This window comes from Bradyrhizobium sp. PRIMUS42 (genome assembly GCF_023006515.1).
Lineage (GTDB): Bacteria > Pseudomonadota > Alphaproteobacteria > Rhizobiales > Xanthobacteraceae > Bradyrhizobium.
Window position 1 is genome coordinate 34,719 of the sequence record NZ_JALBGZ010000005.1, and the last position, 17,897, is coordinate 52,615.

15 protein-coding genes and 1 pseudogene are annotated in these 17,897 nt (G+C 59.7%); 10 read left to right on the top strand and 6 right to left on the bottom strand.

The window, feature by feature from the left end; translation table 11 throughout:
- Nucleotides 1-169 precede the first annotated feature (169 nt).
- Both MOV75_RS01665 and MOV75_RS01670 read left to right on the top strand, forming a co-directional pair.
- Nucleotides 170-913 (top strand): SDR family NAD(P)-dependent oxidoreductase, encoded by a 744-nt coding sequence (locus MOV75_RS01665; protein ID WP_246917429.1) that lies wholly within the window; start codon nucleotides 170-172, stop codon nucleotides 911-913.
- 1 nt (nucleotide 914) lies between these two features.
- Nucleotides 915-1,592 (top strand): glutathione S-transferase family protein, encoded by a 678-nt coding sequence (locus MOV75_RS01670; protein WP_246917522.1) that lies wholly within the window; start codon nucleotides 915-917, stop codon nucleotides 1,590-1,592.
- Between the two features lie 25 nt (nucleotides 1,593-1,617).
- Here the strand turns inward: MOV75_RS01670 and MOV75_RS01675 are convergent, their stop codons facing one another.
- Nucleotides 1,618-2,817, bottom strand: coding sequence for a CaiB/BaiF CoA-transferase family protein (locus MOV75_RS01675; protein WP_246917426.1), 1,200 nt, complete (start codon nucleotides 2,815-2,817; stop codon nucleotides 1,618-1,620).
- A gap of 98 nt (nucleotides 2,818-2,915) precedes the next feature.
- Nucleotides 2,916-3,548 (bottom strand): 2-hydroxychromene-2-carboxylate isomerase, encoded by a 633-nt coding sequence (locus MOV75_RS01680; RefSeq protein WP_246917423.1) that lies wholly within the window; start codon nucleotides 3,546-3,548, stop codon nucleotides 2,916-2,918.
- Between the two features lie 240 nt (nucleotides 3,549-3,788).
- Between MOV75_RS01680 and MOV75_RS01685 the strand changes: the two genes are divergently transcribed.
- Nucleotides 3,789-4,304, top strand: coding sequence for a helix-turn-helix domain-containing protein (locus tag MOV75_RS01685; RefSeq protein WP_246917420.1), 516 nt, complete (start codon nucleotides 3,789-3,791; stop codon nucleotides 4,302-4,304).
- A 53-nt stretch (nucleotides 4,305-4,357) separates the two neighbouring features.
- Nucleotides 4,358-4,615: pseudogene (locus MOV75_RS01690) on the top strand (integrase); the annotation flags it as partial.
- Nucleotides 4,616-4,651: 36 nt separating this feature from the next.
- Here MOV75_RS01690 and MOV75_RS01695 read toward each other — a convergent pair.
- A complete protein-coding gene (locus MOV75_RS01695) occupies nucleotides 4,652-5,554 on the bottom strand; it encodes a LysR substrate-binding domain-containing protein (protein ID WP_246917416.1) in 903 nt (300 codons plus the stop codon).
- 750 nt (nucleotides 5,555-6,304) lie between these two features.
- Between MOV75_RS01695 and MOV75_RS01700 the strand changes: the two genes are divergently transcribed.
- The 5 genes from MOV75_RS01700 to MOV75_RS01720 all read left to right on the top strand — a co-directional run bounded on the left by MOV75_RS01700 (nucleotide 6,305) and on the right by MOV75_RS01720 (nucleotide 12,647).
- The gene (locus MOV75_RS01700) at nucleotides 6,305-7,864 is read left to right on the top strand and encodes a sugar ABC transporter ATP-binding protein (RefSeq protein ID WP_246917414.1); all 1,560 of its coding nucleotides are present in this window, start codon (nucleotides 6,305-6,307) and stop codon (nucleotides 7,862-7,864) included.
- A complete protein-coding gene (locus tag MOV75_RS01705; protein ID WP_246917411.1) occupies nucleotides 7,861-9,060 on the top strand; it encodes a sugar ABC transporter permease in 1,200 nt (399 codons plus the stop codon). Before MOV75_RS01700 ends, MOV75_RS01705 begins: the two co-directional genes overlap by 4 nt.
- A gap of 74 nt (nucleotides 9,061-9,134) precedes the next feature.
- Nucleotides 9,135-10,172 (top strand): substrate-binding domain-containing protein, encoded by a 1,038-nt coding sequence (locus MOV75_RS01710; RefSeq protein WP_246917408.1) that lies wholly within the window; start codon nucleotides 9,135-9,137, stop codon nucleotides 10,170-10,172.
- 204 nt (nucleotides 10,173-10,376) lie between these two features.
- On the top strand, nucleotides 10,377-11,108 hold the full coding sequence (locus MOV75_RS01715; RefSeq protein ID WP_246917404.1) for a cyclase family protein: 732 nt from the start codon (nucleotides 10,377-10,379) through the stop codon (nucleotides 11,106-11,108).
- Between the two features lie 921 nt (nucleotides 11,109-12,029).
- Nucleotides 12,030-12,647 carry a 4'-phosphopantetheinyl transferase superfamily protein gene (locus MOV75_RS01720; RefSeq protein WP_246917401.1) on the top strand — a complete coding sequence of 206 codons (618 nt, stop codon included), beginning with the start codon at nucleotides 12,030-12,032 and terminating at the stop codon, nucleotides 12,645-12,647.
- On the opposite strand, the gene MOV75_RS01725 is transcribed toward MOV75_RS01720, so the two are convergent.
- The 3 genes from MOV75_RS01725 to MOV75_RS01735 all read right to left on the bottom strand — a co-directional run bounded on the left by MOV75_RS01725 (nucleotide 12,644) and on the right by MOV75_RS01735 (nucleotide 16,904).
- The gene (locus MOV75_RS01725; RefSeq protein ID WP_246917397.1) at nucleotides 12,644-13,942 is read right to left on the bottom strand and encodes a lysine N(6)-hydroxylase/L-ornithine N(5)-oxygenase family protein; all 1,299 of its coding nucleotides are present in this window, start codon (nucleotides 13,940-13,942) and stop codon (nucleotides 12,644-12,646) included. The two genes, MOV75_RS01720 and MOV75_RS01725, sit on opposite strands and share 4 nt — an antisense overlap.
- Before the next feature lie 22 nt (nucleotides 13,943-13,964).
- A complete protein-coding gene (locus MOV75_RS01730) occupies nucleotides 13,965-15,026 on the bottom strand; it encodes a GNAT family N-acetyltransferase (RefSeq protein WP_246917394.1) in 1,062 nt (353 codons plus the stop codon).
- Nucleotides 15,027-15,206: 180 nt separating this feature from the next.
- Nucleotides 15,207-16,904 (bottom strand): cyclic peptide export ABC transporter, encoded by a 1,698-nt coding sequence (locus MOV75_RS01735; RefSeq protein WP_246917391.1) that lies wholly within the window; start codon nucleotides 16,902-16,904, stop codon nucleotides 15,207-15,209.
- Between the two features lie 265 nt (nucleotides 16,905-17,169).
- On the opposite strand from MOV75_RS01735, the gene MOV75_RS01740 reads away from it, so the two are divergent.
- The coding region (locus tag MOV75_RS01740) for a DUF2218 domain-containing protein (protein WP_247004620.1) at nucleotides 17,170-17,897 on the top strand (728 nt) is incomplete at its 3' end.

Here is a 17,897-nt window from a genome sequence, read left to right on the forward strand (position 1 = left end):
TTTTTTAGAACTCGTCAACTGATTGATCATCGTCCAGCCTTTTTCGAGAGCCGAATGGACAGTCCATCTCCGAGCAATGGTTTTGCGCGGCTCATAAACCGCCGTTTACAACGCATCATCCGACAGCTAGTCTAAAGTATCAAATAAGAACTTAAAGGGAGGATCGAGGATGGCGGCGAGCCGCGGTGTAGCGATACTTGTGGGCGCAGGCGATGCCATTGGCGCGGCGGTCGCCCGGCGTTTTGCCCGAGGCGGCTATACGGTTTGCATCTGCAGGCGCGATGCCTCCAAATCGCAGGGACTAGTGGCCGAGTTGAGGGCCGCGGGGCATGACGTTCACGCATTCAGCGTAGATGCGCGCCAGGAAGCAGAAGTCCAAGGCATTTTCGCGCGCGTCGAGAATGAGCACGGGCCTGTCGAGGTTTGCCTCTACAATGCCGGCTCGAACGTCAACAAGCCTCTGCTCGACACGACGGAGAAGTTGTTCTTCAAGGCCTGGGAACTCGCCTGCTATGGTGGTTTCCTGGTTGGACGCGAGGCTGCCCGCGTGATGCTGTCGCGCGGACGCGGTGCCATCTTCTTTACGGGTGCGACGGCAAGCGTGCGTGGCGGCCCAGGATTTGCAGCATTTTCATCAGCGAAGTTCGCACTTCGAGCAGTGGCCCAGGCGATGGCGCGCGAGCTTGGACCGAAGAACATTCACGTCGTGCATCTTCTGATCGACGCCGGCGTGGATAGCGAGGCGATTCACCAACGCATGAAGGCAGCGAAGGGCATCGAAGCAAGCGATATTCCGCCCGATAGCCTGACCACGACGTCTTCCATTGCCGAAGCCTATTGGTTCACCCACCAGCAAAGCAAAGATGGCTGGACCCACGAGCTCGATCTCCGTCCGTCCGTGGAGAATTGGTAATATGAATGCGACACCAGACCTGACCCTGTGGGGCGTTGGAACGAGTCGCACCATTCGTCCGCATTGGGCCATGCACGAACTGGGCTTAGCCTACAAGATAAGGCCCATTGGCCCGCGGACCGGCGAAACGAAGACCGCAGAATACACGAAGCTCAATCCGCGCCAGAAGATCCCGCTGCTTCAGGATGGCGACTTCTGCATCGGCGAGAGCGCGGCGATCGTTGCGTACCTGTCGCGAACATATTCCACAAAGGAACGCTCGCTGATTCCGGAAGCGACCCGCGAGTACGCCGCGTGGCTGGAATGGTGCTTCTTTATCGTCGCCGAGCTGGATTCCACCAGCCTTTACGTGATGCGCCGCCATCGGGCCGACGCGCTCGGACCGATCTACGGCATTGCACCGGAGGTCGTTGCCCAGGCCGGCGAATATTTCCGCCAGCAGTTGCGCCATGTCGAAGTCGCGCTCGCAGACGGTCGGCAATTCCTGATGGGCGACCAGTTTACGAGCGCAGACATCCTGCTCACGACCTGCCTAGAGTGGGCCATCGCCTATGGCGTCGGCATTTGCGACAACGCTCAGCCATATCTCGAGCGCATCAGGAAGCGGGAGGCCTTTCAGCGAGCCCTTGGGGCGAATGTTCCGATGGCACCGATCACGCCGGCGCCGGCAAAGGTCTAGAACACGTCGCCAACAGGTCTCGCAGTTAGACCGCGACGCGCACGCTGCGCTCGGCGACCATCTTGTCGATGGCGCCGTCGTCGTAGCCCAGCTCGTGCAACACGTCCCGGGAGTGCTCGCCGACCCTGGGAGCGGGCCCACCGATCGTGGACTCGTTGATCGCAAAACGCGCTGCCGGCTTAGGTTGCCGCACCCGCCCTACTTTCGGTTGATCGAACTCCGTGATGATATCGCGCGCGACCACCTGTTCATTGTGAATGATCTCGCCCCGCCGCAGGATCGGCGAACAGGGGACGTCGGCGGAATCCAGACGCTCCAGCCATTCTGCGGTGGTGTGCTGGCTGATATACTCCGCCATCTTGTTGATGCGCGCCGTGGCGTTGACGGAGCGCGCCGCCGGCGTCGCAAACCGGGGATCCTTGGCAAGCTCGAGGTCACCGGTGGCCCGGCAAAAACCCTGCCATTCGGAATCGGAAATAGTACCGGCGGTGATGTAGCCGTCGCTGGTCTTGAACACGAGATCAGGCCGATCGTTAGGATCGGCAGCAGCGGCCTCGGCACCCACCACCGTGTATTGCATCATGCCTTCCGGCCACAAATACGAGATCATCGCATCCAGCATAGCGACCTGAATGTGATCACCCTGTCCTGTCTTTTCGCGGGCATAGAGTGCCGCTGCCACCGCTTGGGCGGTGAACACCGCAGTGGTCTTGTCACATACGATGGTTCGGATCATCTGCGGACGGTTCGTGACCGGCTGCGATTGAATATCGGCAAAGCCCGAGAGGCCCTGAATGATCGGGTCGTAAACACGCTTCTTCACATAGGGTCCGGTGTCGCCAACACCGCTGATCGAGACATAGATCAGGCGCGGATGGAGCTGGCGCAACTCTTCGACGCCGAGACCGAGGCGCTCCATGGTGCCGGGCCGGAAATTCTGCACCAGCACATCCGCCTTCGCGACCAATTTGGCGAGAACCTCACGGCCGGCCGCGCTCTTGACGTCGATGGAGAGCGAGCGCTTGCCGCGGTTTGATGAAATAAACAGTGCCGAAAACTCGCCATCCTTGTCGATGGTGGCGCGGCTGCGCCGGGTAATATCACCGCCGATCGGCTCGATCTTCAGGACGTCGGCGCCCTGATCCGCCAGGAACATGGTCGCGAACGGGCCAGACACCACGCCTGTCAGGTCGAGGACGCGAACGCCGTTGAGTGGACCTGGCATGACATTCTCCCTGAATTGACTTTATTATGAGGCCGACTGAGCTTTCGTCATGCAGGCGCCGGACATCTGCTCGGCTCTGCAGGCTTCAGGTACTGACCTTAGGCAGTCTTCGAAGCGGGCTGACCGATCTGCTCGACAATCGACTCCTCCACATCGCGGAGCTGATCCTTGCCGAAGAACATTTCCTTTCCAACGAAGAAGGTCGGCGAGCCGAATGCGCCTCGGTTGACGGCGTCGGTGGTCCGACCGATCAGCCCCTTCTTGACGTCGTCCTGCTGCGCACGCGCAAGCAACCGATCGATATCGACGCCTGAGGAGATGAACGCTGCTCGGAAGGTTTCGAGGTCATCCATCTTCTTTGGCTCCTCCCACATGTGGTGGTAGGCCGCGCGGAAATAGGGTTCGAACACGCCTTCGAACTGCGCCGCGACGGCGCCGCGCATCAACATCAGCGTATTGACCGGAAAGAACGGATTGGGACGAAACTTCGTCACGTTATGGCGGCGAATGAAGCGCTGGGTCTCCACAGCCTGGTATTCCAGCTTGTTCTTGATGCCACGAAGGGAATCAAATGGGGACATGTTGCCGGTCGCCTTGAAGATGCCGCCAAGCAGGATCGGGACATACTCGAATTTCACGCCGGTGCGTCGCTCGATTCCCGGAAGGGCCAGTTCCGCGAGGTAAGCATTCGGACTGCCGAAATCGAACAGGAATTCAACTTTGAGGGACATGTCAGCTCCTCCCGCAGAGCGCGATGTTGGTCAGGTTTGGGTGATCTTCTCGGCCGAACGCATGCTCTCGCTCTTTTCTATAGTTCTAAAATTGAACTGTCAAATCGCTCTGAAATCACGGGATTTCGGACGACCGGCGGGGGTATTGTATCCACTTTAGTACCTATCTAGAATGGTGTGAGCGGCGCCTGCCGTTTCCCCTGATTCGAGCGGAACAGGCCCGGTCGACCGGAGAGCAGAATGAAATGGGATGAACTTGAGGAAGAGCCCTGTTCGATGGCTCGCACCATCGGTGTGATTGGTGACCGCTGGACTCTTCTGATTCTCCGCGAATGCTTCCTGCGCACGCGCCGCTTCGAGGGCTTTCAGTCCGCGCTTGGAATTACGCGCCACCTGCTCGCCGAACGGCTAAAAAAGCTGGTTCGGCAGGGCGTCCTGCGCCGCATTCCTTATCAGGAGTCGCCCAAACGCCACGAGTATATCCTGACGCAAAAGGGCCTCGACCTCTATCCCATCATGATGGCGCTCGTACATTGGGGCGACACCCACATGGTCGACGAACGCGGGCGTCCCCTGCTGCATGAGCACCGCAAGTGCGGAAAGATGTTCGACCCCGTGATGGTGTGCTCGGAATGCGGCGAGCCGCTTTCGGCCAAGGAAATTCATGTGCATCCTGGTCCAGGCGCGCGCCCGGCTCCACAGAGAGTCTTGCTCGACAAGAAAGCAAAGCCGAAGCCCCGCAGAAAAGCGGCGTAAGGGCCCAAGCCGCGCTCCCGCGCAATGGCCGGGCGGCCAAGCCAGCACGTCACTGGAAGACCATTCGCGAGCGCGCCGGTATGCCGGATGTGATTCTCTATGCTTTGCGGCACTCGAGCATCGCGCGCGGTCTCCGAAAGGGTTTGCCCATCCAACAGGTCGCTAAACTGCACAACACCTCGGTCAAAATGATCGAGCGGCACTACGCGAAATACATTGCAACCGCCTTGGAAGACCTCGCCAGGGCGGCAGTCGTATCCCTGGTGCCGCGGAGTGATGGAACCGTGCTGCCGATTGGAAAACGCGCGTAAATGTTTTCTTTCTATTTTAGGGTGGAAGGCGCGGACCTAACGACCGAAAAGCGACGCGCGCTTCAACCCTTCCCGCAACTCTTGCGAAAGCCACCTCTCTAGTGTCTTGAGGTCGCTCCTCGAGGCAAGGTGCGGCGCGATCCAAAGCGAGAGCTGTCGTTTTCCAGGCGCAAAGCCAAACGGGGCAATCAGCCTGCCGGATTCCAAGTCGTCTATTGCGAGCATATGTGGGACAACGGCGATCCCCAGTCCGAAAGTCGCGGCCTGGATCATCAAATAGAAATGATCGAACCTTTGATGCACTTGCGGTGCCCTCTCCTCTTCTCCGACAGCTGCGAGCCAATCAGTCCAGGCGTTTGGGCGCGTCGTAGTCGCGAGCAATCTGGCGTTCGACAAATCTTTGCGCTTCTTCAGCGAGATAGACTTGAGATAGGCCGGAGAACACACCGGACCGATCCACTCAGTGCCCAGCGGACGAATAACTGCCGATTTCGGCGGTTCGAACGTGTTGTTGCGAATAGCTACGCTGATGTTGTCACGCGTGAACTCCACTCGGTCGTAGTTCATGTCGAGCTTGATTTCCATGTTGGGGTGCTTGGCGTGCAAACCGGGCATCCGCGGAATAAGCCAGCACATGGTTATCGACGCCGAGCAGGACAGCGTTAACGGCCCAGGTTTCAAACGCTCAATCGTCGCGTGAATGAGGTTGAACGCCGTCGACAGCCCGTCAACGAGTTGCTCGCCCTCCCGGGTTGGCACCGATTCCCTGGTGCCGCGCTTGAGGAGCGACACACCCATGACCTCTTCGAGCGCCTTGATTTGGCGACTAACGGCGCCATGTGTCACACCCAGCTCGACGGCTGCACGGCTGATGCTGCGATGTCTAGCCGTTGCTTCAAATGCGCGGAGTGCGTTCAAAGAAGGCAACGATGCGGACATCAGATCCTCCGACGTATGTGACATCATTTCATATCAGGCCCGTCCAGCCGATTGTCTTTCTGAGCCGTGGTTTATTCGGAGGCAACCGGTTTTTGCGCCGTGGCCGGCCTTGTCCGGAGAGACCACGGCATCAGGTTGGCGCCACCGACATCCGCAGGGATGAATGCAGATACGAGAAAAACTTACATGCGCGGCTCGGCCGCCCCCGAGGCGCAATAGGTGAAGTTGCTGCCTGATCTGTTGAAGCAGGAATCGAGGAGACGCTGCCACCGCCGTCGCGATGTAGCGGCGTGCCTCGAGTGCAAGATTGGTTGCCCAGGCAAAACCGTGCGCTCGTCGGCTGCAGGCGTTACAAAAACTCATATACGGTTGAGAATTTCTGCAGTCCCGTCCCGGAAGCGAGTGTTTAGTGTTGGCGGACTGGCTGCACGCATGCTCGAACCCACAGCACGTTAGGTGCGTATCACACAAGGTGGGGACTGCGGCGAAGTCAGCGACACCAAGAGCCGACACTGGCTCGGATAAGCAACAGGAAGTTAGGGATGAAACCGATCGTCATCAGCTCGCGCTCAGGCTCATGGTAGCTGAGCGGCTGTTTCAAGAAGTATCTCAGCATCGCAAATCCGACTGAAATCGTTCAGTAGCCGGCCTTGTCGAACATGAGCCTTTACCTGGAAAAATCACGATCCCATTCTCAGTGGCGCTCGCTCGTCGCGCCCCATGTGCGCAAGGAAACGAGAAGCCGCGGCCATGAGTGCTGACATCGCCATTTCATGCGCAGCCGAACTTAGCGCCGCTAAGGTTGTCGGCATCGACAAAAGGTTTGGCGGCGCGCACGCGCTGCGCGGCGTGTCGATCACTTTCGAGAAGGGCGGCGTGCATGCCATTGCTGGCGAGAACGGCGCCGGCAAGTCGACGTTAGTGAAGATCCTGTCAGGCGTCATCGGCGATTACGCCGGCGCAATCGAAATAGACGGTGTTGGCCGCCGCTTCGACAGCATCCGCGATGCCGAGCGACATGGAGTGTTCCTGGTCCCGCAGGAACTCAGCGTCGTGCCGGAGTTGCGGGTTGGCGAATATCTGTTTCTCAACCGCGAGCCCCAGCGCTGGGGGATGGTAGACACGAGGAAGTTGTGGGCCGATGCCGCGCATTGGCTCGACGTCTTCAAGCTCGATGCCTCGCCGCTGGAGCAGATGGGCAATCTAAGCACGCACCAGCAGCAGTTGGTCAGTATTGCCCGCGCGATGACGCAAGGCGTGAAGCTGCTCATCCTCGACGAACCAACGTCGAGCCTCACAGAGCGCGAGACCGAGCTCATGTTCGCCCGGATCGCGGACCTGCACCGGCATGGTGTCACCACCATCTACATATCCCATCGGCTGCGCGAGTTGGAGCGCGTCGCCAATGTGGTGTCGGTGATGCGGGACGGCAGAGTCGTCGACCATTTTAGGCTTCCGGACCAAAGCGACACGCCCCGTCGGATTGTTCAAGCCATGGTGGGGCGGGACATCATCGAGATGTATCCAAAGGTGACTGCTAAGGTCGGCGAACCGATCCTCTCGGTCCGCGACTGGACCGTAGAAAGCACGGGAGTCGGCCGGGTCCATGCTATCAAAAACATCCACCTGGATGTCCGATCAGGAGAGATCTTAGGAGTTTTTGGCCTGCTCGGCTCCGGGGCCTTTGATTTGGCCCGGTCGCTGTTTGGCGCTCATGCTGGACGCGTGAGCGGTTCGATGCAGATCCGCGGGCAGGTCATCTCGGTTAGGACACCACGCGACGCGATCCGCAACGGCATCGCCTATGTTCCGGCCGAACGAAAGCGCGACGGCTTGATCGAAGCTCATTCGATCGAAAGCAACATGACGCTTGCTGCGCTCAACCGCTTCAATCGCTACGGTATCCTCAACCGGTACGGCGAACTCCAGCGTGTACAGCAATATGTCGCGAGCCTGAAGGTAAAGTGCGGCTCGGTGGAGCAGCCCATGTCGCAGCTCTCCGGCGGCAACCAGCAGAAGGTCGTGGCCGCGAAATGGCTTCTTTCCGAGCCGGAGATCTTTATCCTGGAGGAGCCGACCCGTGGTGTCGACGTGAACGCCCGCATCGATTTGTACGCACTCGTCAACGAAATCGCCACGGCCGGCAAAGCAGTCATCATCGTATCTACCGATCTGCCGGAAGTTCTCGGCATGTGCGACCGCGTGCTGGTCATGTGCGAGGGACGCCTCGTGCGCGAATGGATGCACGGCGAGGCGAGCGAAGAAGACGTGATGATTAGCGCGGCAGAAGAATACAGTGAGGGGGCATGACCTCAACAAAAACAGTGACAGAACGGGGCGCACCCGCCAAGGGCTTCCAGCTTCGCGAGCTGCCGGCTGCGATGTCGCAAGACAGGCTTCGGCTGCTGCCGCTGATCGTCGTCCTCCTGATCGTCTGGATGGTGCTGCAATATCTCACAGGCGGTCTGTTCCTCAGCGCCCGCAACTTAACCAATCTAAGCGGTCAGGTCGCCATCACCGCCGTGCTGACGGCAGGCGCCGTGCTGGTGATGATCCCAGGCTACATCGACCTGTCGCTTGGCGCGACCGTCGCTGCCGCAGCCGTGGTAGCAGCCATCGCAGGCACGAACTATGAGCTTTCGCTCTGGCCAACCGTCGTAATCACGCTGGCTTTCGGGCTGTTGATCGGTCTGTGGCACGCCTTTTGGGTGGCCTGGATGAAGGTGCCATCGTTCATCGTAACGCTGGGCAGCTTGCTCGCCATTCGCGGTTTGTCGCTGGTTATCACCAATGCCGAAACGATCTCGCCCAATCCCGACATCCTGGTGATCTCGGACGCTTCTCTGTCACCGATGCTAGGCATCGTCGTGCTGTTCGCTTTCTGGCTCGCTTTCGCCCTTTTGCAGGTACGAGAATGGCGCGCCCGGCAGGCGGCCGGGATTCGCTCGTCGTTCGGTGCCGTCGTCGGCCTGCCTGCCGCTTCTGTCGGCATATTCACGCTGGGCGTCATGATCATGGCGGCCAGCTATCGTGGCTTGCCCCTGCCCGTTGTCCTCGTTCTGGCCGTAGTGGCTTTGGCCGGGTGGTTCCTGCGCTTCACTGCCTTTGGCCGTCGGCTCTATGCTATCGGCGGCAATCGTCAGGCTGCGCTGCTTGCCGGCATCAACATCCGAATGCAGGCCTCCTTGGTCTTCGCCTTCATGGGGCTCCTCTACGGCCTGACGGGCCTGGTCCTCGTGGCACGTCTCGACAGCGCTCCTCCGGGCGCCATGCAGGGCCTCGAGCTCAACGTGATCGCCGCTGCTGTCATCGGCGGAACTAGCCTCATGGGCGGCCGCGGAACTGTCGCAGGAGCGGTGATCGGCGCGATCTTGATGGAGAGCCTTTCCAACGGCATGAGCCTCATGAACCTGCCATCTGCCTATCAATCCATCACAGTCGGTCTTGTGCTGCTTTTTGCCGTCTACGCCGACCTGCGTAGCCGCGGCGGAAGGTTCGGAGACTGATCGAACCCGGAGCAATGCGGCGAAAACCACGTGACCATCGCCAACCTGATGCAGCCAATCCAAGGGAGAGAAACATGACGAAGGAAATCTGTGGGAATGGCCTTGACCGTCGGCAGACGCTCGGCATTGCCGGGTCTGCACTGCTCGCTGCCATTGTCGGTCTGAAGGCTGCTCATGCACAAGGCAAAAGGCTCAAAGTTGGATTGATCATGCCAAATTACGACCAGCTTCGCTGGAAGAATGCTGATCAGGCGTTTTTTGAAAAGCAAGCCGCCGCACTCGGTGTGGACGTGTTTGCTCAAGCCTCCAATGCGTCGGAATCGCTTCAGGCGAGCCAGGTTGAGAACATGTTGACGCAGGGCATCGATGTCCTCGTTCTGACTCCGGTCAACGCCAACGCAGCAAACGCATTGATCCGGAGAGCCAAACAGGCGAATGTGCCGGTCATCAACTACAACTTTCTGATCAACAAAGGCGATGTCGTCTGCTTCCTCGGCCGTGATGCTGTGGAGATGGGCGAGAAGATCGCGAAGGCTGCAGTTGATAAACATCCGAAAGGCAAGTACGTGATCGCCGCCGGCGAGGAGGCGACGAGCGTTGCCAAGGAAACCCGCCAAGGCTTCCTCAACGTTCTTAAACCCTACATAGAGAAGGGCGACATCAAGCTGGTGTCAGATCAGTTCAACAAGAACTGGTCGACCGATAGCGCGCGTGCGCAGGTCGAAAACGCTCTCACCAAGAACAACAATGATGTCGTCGCGGTTCTGTGCGGCAACGATGGCATTGCCTATGGCGCGATTCAAGCCTTGCAAGCGCAGGGACTGGGAGGAAAGGTATTTGTGACCGGCGTTGATGCCGAGCCCCGCGCCCAGGAGCTCATCAAGCAGGGTCTGATGGGACTATCCAACTTCACGGCCTTCGATCAAATGGGAGTCGAGGCGGCCAAAGCGGCTTACGCTGTCGGAAACAGCAAGCCCATCGAGGCGAACGCTACCGTGGATAACGGGCTCAAAGTCGTGCCCTGGATCAAGATCCTGAATTTCAATGTGACCAAGGAAAACCTGGACCAAGCTACGAAAGACTTCCCCTGGTGGTTCAACGCTAAGGCCTGATGAACGTCAGCGGCCTGTCGGGCGCTTTGCTACGATCAGAACAAACTTCGGTACGGTGGCCGCCCATTCCGGTGGGCGATCCGTCCTTTCACGCAGAACTGAAAAATGGAGGAAACCGTGACTTCTCATCCCCAGACCGGGGCCGCAACTCGTCTCCAGGAGAATATCGTAATTCAGCTAGGAGCCATGCTCAGGAGCATGCGAGTGGTCGACCTTTCGCCAACCCTGGAGCGAGGCATCCCCAATTGGCCACTGCATCCGCCGCTAGTGATCGATAAGGTGCGGCTACGGAGACGGGACGGGTACTACTCCCAGCTTCTGATGATCTCGGAGCATACCGGCACCCATGTAGATGCGCCGGTTCATTTCCATGACGACTTAATGCACATGTCGATCGATAAATTTCCAGCCGATATTCTGATCGCACCAGCGGTACTTTATGATTTTTCCAGCAAGCACATGCAGCCGGGCGATTTAGTGACCTTGGATATGGTGAAAGCCTATGAGGACGAAAAAGGAGTTCAGATCGGCGAAGGTGAGATCCCGCTGATAAATTTTGGCTGGATGCAGCGCTTTTGGCGGACCGACGACGAAAGTACTTGGTTCGTAAAGAATGCTCCAGGCATTCGCGAAGATGCCATCATCTACTTTAAGGAACGCGGCATTCGCGCGATCGGTTGCGATACCGTGGCCTGCGACATGGCCGTCATCGACGGCGTCGGACAAGAAACCAGCGGGCATACCACCCACTGGTTGCCCAATGGAATCCTGATCATCGAGATGTTGACCAATCTGCACAAGCTTTCATTGCGCAGCCTATTCGTCGCCACTCCGCTCAAAATCAAGGAAGGATCGGGCTCGCCCATCCGCCCACTTGCCTTTTGCGAGGAAGCCGGAACACGTCGATTTTCGGCGCCGCACGCTACACGTCCCTAAACCAAAGGGAGGCATGAAGGCTTCAATATTCCGTTGTTGCGGCAGAGCAAGCTTCAGCCAAACAGCGGCAATCAAGCAAGATGCGACACAATACCAGTGCCCGCCCAACCGATCGCGGCTCGCGCATTCGGCATCTGCAGTCTACACCTAGATCGCGACGAACGATTTTAAGGAGCTGTTTCGCGCGATCGCTCTTGTACCGAGGCGATTGCCGATAGGGAGGGACAACGACGACTACTCTTCCGAACCGAAGAGCGTCGGAACGCAAAATGGCAGATGACGCTATCGAGACTCTCGTTGACGTCGCGAATGCGATGCCCGTGAAAGGCCATCCAGTTCTCGATCCGGCGCACGCCCGAACGTCCCAGGCCCGGCTGCGCCAGGAGCTCGGCCCTGGTATGGAGCGACGCAATCTCGAGGAGGTAGTACATGCGCGTCAATGGCTCTCTGCCAACCAGCGCCGCGAGCGGGCTGTGAACCAATATGCCTGCAATTCGCTCCGGCAAATGGCTGTGGCTTTGCTTGAGAACGAAGGCCTTCCTCACGTCAATTCCACCCGAACCTGCAAACATTCCAAAGATCGTTCTAAGAACACCTCTACCAGAGCCGTTCGGCATTGTCTCAGGTATGCACGCCTCGGTTGATTTCGATTAGACAAGTTCTAGATCGGGGAAGCTCCAAATCGACATCGGAACACGCCAAATTATGTCCATCGAACATCGTGAATGAACGGAGATGAGGCAGCTGGAGCCGGAATGCAAACCATTTGCAAGTACGTTATCGGCTCGGCTTGCAAGCGAGACCTTCGTTTGGTCGATCGCCGTCAGATCTTCGGCTCCACTCAGTCAATTGCGCCTGCGATCCCTGTCGGGTCCATGGATTCGGGGTTCAGCCGAGTTCCAGAACCCGCGGGAGATCCTCTTGTGGCTGGGCGCGACGCATGGCTTGCGAAGCGAGGCGCTCGGCAGCGATGCAACACTCCGCGCCGACCAAGCCAAGATGCTGCTGAACGCCGAAGAATCCAGACGTCTGGCGCGATTTCTCCACGTCGAAGATCGAATGAGCTATCTTGCCGCACACGCCGGCGCGCGCCTCCTGCTGGGAGCTTTGGCGGGGCAGGCAGCCGACCGGGTGCGATTTGAGACATGTCCGCTTGGCAAACCCCGGCTCGTTGATGCTCCCACCGGCCTCGACTTCAGCTTGAGCCATGCCAGAGGCGCGGTCGCCGTTGTAGCGGCATACATGCCGATCGGGGTGGATATCGAGCCGCTTCGGCAAATATCCGATCTGGACGAGATGACCGAAATCGCCTTGTCGGCAGAGGAACGCAAGACGCTCGCAAGAATGCCTGAAGCCCTGCGATCCCGTCACTTTCTTCGCTACTGGACGTTGAAGGAGGCAATCCTCAAGGCCGCAGGCGTCGGTTTGTCGGTGTCACCGCACACAGTGATCGTCGATGCGGGCTCGTCTCCGGCCGTGCTTGCCCTGCCGGCTGCACTTGGTCAGGCCTCGCAATGGCACGTGATCGCCTCGAGCTAGGCGATGAGTTCCCGGCGCGAAATTGTCGAAAGCAGTGACTCCGCAATTTCCTGGGATCGCACCGCAAGAACCGAGAGCAGCGTATCGCTCAAGCCGTGAGAGGATTCCGAATAGCCCTGGAGATGGATCTGCGGCCGGAACGCCGGGCTGGTGACGAGCCTGTAACTGCGATCGAGCGCGCCATCGCGAATGTAGCGACGGACCGGCTCGAGAAACCTGTGCGGGGTTTCCCTGTCGTATCCCGTTGCCAGGATCACGACGTCATAGGTCGAACGATGGCTTTCGCCACGGAATTTGTCGGCCAGCCCGATTTCGATGCCGTTCGGTCCCGGATCGACGTTCGTAATCTCGCTGCGGGGACGCAATACGATCGTTTCGTCGCCACCGACGCGTTGCTGATAGAGCAGCCGGTAGAGCTGGTCCAACAGGTCGGAATCGACCACGGCATAGTTCGTATTCCGGAAGTTGCGGACGATTGCGTCCCGCCGCTCGGCAGGCTGGGCGTAGACAAAGTCGGTATAGTCCGGGTTGAATATCTCGTTGACGAAGGGGCTGCTGTCGGACGGCTTGAGCGCATGACCGCGAAAGATCAGATCGATGTGCGCCTGGGGACATCTGCCATGGAGGTCGATCGTCACCTCGGTCGCGCTCTGTCCGCCGCCGACGACGGCTACTCGTACCGCCCGGCCGCCCGGGACGACGTGCTCGATCAAGTCGAGATAGCGGCTGGAATGCAGCAGCCTGCGATCGTCAGCGGCCTTGGCAAACACCTGGGGGACATACGGCTGGCCTCCCACCGCGACCACGACATTTCGTGCAAGCCGCACAGTCTCTCCGCCGGTGATTGGCCGTGAATGCACCCGCAACGACGTCACCGTCTGCCCGGCCATCACCGGCTCGATGGCGACGATGGTTTCGCCGTAAGCGGCCTGCGACTTGAAGTGGCCAGCCGCCCACTGGAGGTAATCATTGAACTCGACCCGGCTCGGATGGAACGTCCTGCAGTTGATGAACTCCAGCAAGCGACCGCGCTTGTGCAGATAATTCACGAAGGTGAAGGGACTGGTCGGATCGCGCAACGAGACCAGATCCTTGAGAAACGATATCTGCATGTCGCTGCCTGGAAGCAGCATGCCGCCATGCCAGGTAAAGCGCGGCTGCTTCTCCACGAACAGTGGCGCGCATTTCAGCCGCGATCGCTTCGCGCATTCGTCCAATGCGATGGCCAGCGCGAGGTTGGAAGGCCCGAACCCAACGCCGATGACGTCGTGCTCGATCGCAAGTTGATGAGACATGAAGCCACGCTCCGCTTGCGCTTTAGGACGAGACCGCCGGACCGGCGGCTGCCGGAAGCCAGAGCCGATCGGCGAAGAAGCGCTCGCGCAACAGCATCACCAGGGTCGCCCGCTTGTGGGGAAAGTCGAAATTCTTGATCTTCGCAAATCCCGAGAGCTCGAGATTGCGAAGCTGCTGGGAATGCGCCGCCGCCGGCTCCCCGACGATTCGCTGCGTACGGCAATCGTCGAGGAACATGTAGTGCATCAGCGAGGGCAGCCACGCGCTGATGTAACGACGGCCGCGAAAGGCGTCCTCGCCCACGACCACGTGCCACCCCCGGTCATAGTCGCCGGCATCATAGAACGGCGCGATGCGATTTTCCTTGGCCCAATAGAGCTCGAAATAGCCAAACGGCTCATCACCGAAGCAGCCTATCAGCGGCAGCATATGAGGATCAGCCAGGATGCCGGCCAGATATCGTCGATGCTTGTCGAGATCGCCCGCCTCGTTCCAGAACGCATCGACGCGGGGATCGTTCATCCAGCGATGCAACAAATGGAGATCGTTATCGAGGTCGGCCACGCGAAACGAGATGACCTCCGACAGCCAGGGGATGAACCGGCCATATACTTTTCCCGTCGGCTTTGCGGCGCGTCGCGGATGTCGCCGTCCGTCCGTCATGACGTGGAGCTGCGGCAATGGCCGTCGTCCGGGATTCACCAGCCAATTGTCCCGTCGCTGCATGACCAGCTCGGGAAGCAGCACCAGTTGCCCCTCGGACATGATGGCCAGGCCGCTATCCATCAGCTCCCGAGCAAGTGACGCTCCACCGCCGAAATCCAGAACGAGCCGATCAACACCCGGCCGCCAGGCAAACAGCGCCTCGGCAGACGCCGATACGGCTCGTGCCGCAAGCTCACGGTCGTCCGACGCATTCAGGACCTCGAGGTGATCGATCCGCTCCCGCAGACGCTGTTCCAACGCCGTCACGCCGTCGGCGACGACGCGAAGGCGATCGCCGTCCTGGAAAACGGTCAGAGCGGAATATGGGCCGACCGGGAACGCATGAGGTCCGGTCCCGGAATCCGATGCCTTGTTCATCCGGCCCTCGCATCTCGATCATCGCTGACGCGTGGTGTAGATCACTCGCCTACAGGCTGACAAGGAATGCGCGCACACGCAGATTAGATTCTCTACAAATCTGACAGTCAGTCGCAAAACAGGATGGCATGTTGTCGTTTGCGTGCGACAAAAAAGCACCCGCACTTCGCCACAATAGGTCTAAAGCGGCGCGTCGGTTGGAACTGCGGAAGCTGCCGCGAGGTTATGCGCCTTCGCCTCGCTTGCGACGATCTTGCCTTCGCGCAGCCGCACGAGATGATCAGCAATCCCGAAATAGCGATCATCGTGTGAAATCACGATGATCGTCTTTCCGAGACGCTTCAGATCGGGCAGCAGCTCCGTGTAGAAGATGTGCCGGAACGCCGGATCCTGATCCGCGGCCCATTCGTCGAACACGAGGACGGGTCTTTCCTCGAGCCATGCATTCATCAGGGCCAATCGCTTGCGTTGTCCGGTCGACAGGTCCGTCGTCGTAAACACACCGTTCTCGACCGAGACCTTGTGCGCGACCTCCAGCCGCTGGAGATAGCGCTCCGCGACATCAGGAACCACGCCTTCTCCACGAATGAGATCCTCGAACAGATAGTAGTCGGAAAAGATGGTCGTGAAGAGCTGGCGGTAATCGTCCCGCGTCTCGGTCAGGACGGGCGAGCCGTCGCGCAGCACCGTGCCGCCGTGCGGAGCATACAGACCCAGCAACAGCTTGATGAGGGTCGTCTTTCCGCTGCCATTCTGCCCCACGATGAAGACGATGTCGCCCTGCCGAACAAGCAGATCGACCGGCCCAAGGACAAAGGGGTTACTGCCCGGTACGGCGCGAAAGGCATAGGTTACGCTGCGGAGCTCGATGGATTCGATCGTGGTCTTGCCCGGCCCGGCAGGAGCAATAACCAGCAGATCGTGCTCGGGGGTCGAGAACTGCTCCGAGAGGTCCGCAATGCGCCGCATCGCGACCTGGGCGCGGCCGAGCGCCGGCAGGATACCGATGACCTGATCGATGGGTCCGCGCATATAGAGCAGCACCAGCACGAAGCCGCTGGACACCGCGGCGGGACTATCGGGCCACAGGAACGGACGCAAGGTCAGCGCCACGCCGATCACGACAAAAAACAGCATCGTGCCGAACGCCCGCGCCGTCACGAACAGATTGATCGACCTGATCTGCACCGAGCTGATCCGGTCCACGGTGTGCTGGAGTTGCTCGACATAGACGCGCCGACGGCGGACACGATTGAGACGCAGCTCCTTGGCGCCCTCAGCGATCGCGCGATACTGCTTGTGCAGCTGATCCTCCGAATCGCGCGCGACGCTGAAGCCGTGGACACCTCGCGTCCTTGCATATCCATGCGCCAGCGACCCCAGAACGATGACGGCCCCCGTGATCAGGAAAAGCGGCCACGACAGCACCGCAAGGTAAACCATGCAGCCGAGCGCGATCACGAGCGACACGAAAAAGGACGAAAAGAAGAACGCGAAATCACTGATCGTGTCGACGTCCTGCGTGAGAACCGGGATCAGGCGATGCGTCCGGTAGATTTCGAGCTGATCGATCGGCGCGGCCAGGATCCTGGCGGCCAGCGACTTGCGAAGCTCGGCGATGATCCGTTGTCCGACGTAATTGGCGCTGATATCGGCACCGATGGACCCGATCAGGATCAGGAGGCACAGGCCGGCGAATGCGAGAAGCAGCGTTACGACGTCGGCCTGCGTGGCATAAAGCCCGCGATTGACGACCGCGAGCAATGCCGCGACGCTGGCACCACCAACCAGACCCAGAACGATGCCGCCGAGCACGAGCGGCCAGTAAGGCCGCAGGAGGTGCAGGATCTGCGCCGTCAGGCCGCTTCGTGAGTTCATGATGAGAGCCGCGCTGGAGGAGACCTGAAGCGAACCTATACGGCCCGTCACGATCAGAACAAGCCGTGCCGATGTGATGCGAATACATGATGGCAGCACCGCAACTCCAGCGCTTATTTTCCATGTTCTTTCGATGGATTCTAATTTGGGATCGGCAATGCCTTTAATATGATGCGGGTAGTACCGCTTTTGCATCGCAGCCGGCGAGCGAGCAGGATTTTGATCCAGCGCCGTGCCAGGCCGCGACATCCGGACATCGAAGCGCTTGCAGGCCAGCATCGGACAGGCCCGGTGGAGAATGACTTTGGACTTGCTTATCTCCGAAGCCCGCATCGCGCTTCCCGATGCCGCCGGCCTCGCTGCGCGGATGATCGATCATCTGGCCGAGCATGACATCGCCTTCGAGGACCGGGACGGCCTCATGGTGGCGAAGCTGCCGTTCGGCACCAGCTCCCTCGCCGTCGAGGCCGAAGCGCTCAAGATCCGCGTCGAGGCCAACGACAAGGGCAATCTGGAGATGTTGCGCTCGGTCGTCGCCTCGCATGTGATCGAGTTCGCGGGCGACAGTGCCCCGACCATCGTTTGGTCCGGTCATGAGTCCAATGGCGGCACACTGGCCAACTTCCGCGAGGTGCGGCTGAAGGCCGCGCTCACCCTGACACCGCACATGCGGCGGCTGACCTTCACTGGCGACGACATCGCCCGTTTCGTGAACGACGACGACCTGCACGTGCGGCTGTACTTCCCGCCGGAAGGGCTCGCCAAGCCCGAATGGCCGTGGCCCGCCCCGGACGGACGTATCCTGTGGCCGGAGCCCGACCGCAGGCCCGTCACCCGCTATTACACGATCCGCCGCATCGACTTGCAGAGCCGCGAGATCGATATCGACTTCGTGGTCCATGATCACGCCGGACCGGGTTCGGCGTTCGCCGTCAACGCGAAGGCCGGCGCCATCTGCGGCATGGCCGGCCCGCTCGGCCGCGGCATTCGTCC

What these genes read in the sequence shown, in the direction of transcription:
- MOV75_RS01665 (WP_246917429.1), top strand. Translation starts at nt 170, where the DNA reads ATGGCGGCGAGCCGCGGTGTAGCGATACTTGTGGGCGCAGGCGATGCC.
- MOV75_RS01670 (WP_246917522.1), top strand. Translation starts at nt 915, where the DNA reads ATGAATGCGACACCAGACCTGACCCTGTGGGGCGTTGGAACGAGTCGC.
- MOV75_RS01675 (WP_246917426.1), bottom strand. Translation starts at nt 2,817, where the DNA reads ATGCCAGGTCCACTCAACGGCGTTCGCGTCCTCGACCTGACAGGCGTG.
- MOV75_RS01680 (WP_246917423.1), bottom strand. Translation starts at nt 3,548, where the DNA reads ATGTCCCTCAAAGTTGAATTCCTGTTCGATTTCGGCAGTCCGAATGCT.
- MOV75_RS01685 (WP_246917420.1), top strand. Translation starts at nt 3,789, where the DNA reads ATGAAATGGGATGAACTTGAGGAAGAGCCCTGTTCGATGGCTCGCACC.
- MOV75_RS01695 (WP_246917416.1), bottom strand. Translation starts at nt 5,554, where the DNA reads ATGTCCGCATCGTTGCCTTCTTTGAACGCACTCCGCGCATTTGAAGCA.
- MOV75_RS01700 (WP_246917414.1), top strand. Translation starts at nt 6,305, where the DNA reads ATGAGTGCTGACATCGCCATTTCATGCGCAGCCGAACTTAGCGCCGCT.
- MOV75_RS01705 (WP_246917411.1), top strand. Translation starts at nt 7,861, where the DNA reads ATGACCTCAACAAAAACAGTGACAGAACGGGGCGCACCCGCCAAGGGC.
- MOV75_RS01710 (WP_246917408.1), top strand. Translation starts at nt 9,135, where the DNA reads ATGACGAAGGAAATCTGTGGGAATGGCCTTGACCGTCGGCAGACGCTC.
- MOV75_RS01725 (WP_246917397.1), bottom strand. Translation starts at nt 13,942, where the DNA reads ATGTCTCATCAACTTGCGATCGAGCACGACGTCATCGGCGTTGGGTTC.
- MOV75_RS01730 (WP_246917394.1), bottom strand. Translation starts at nt 15,026, where the DNA reads ATGAACAAGGCATCGGATTCCGGGACCGGACCTCATGCGTTCCCGGTC.
- MOV75_RS01735 (WP_246917391.1), bottom strand. Translation starts at nt 16,904, where the DNA reads ATGAACTCACGAAGCGGCCTGACGGCGCAGATCCTGCACCTCCTGCGG.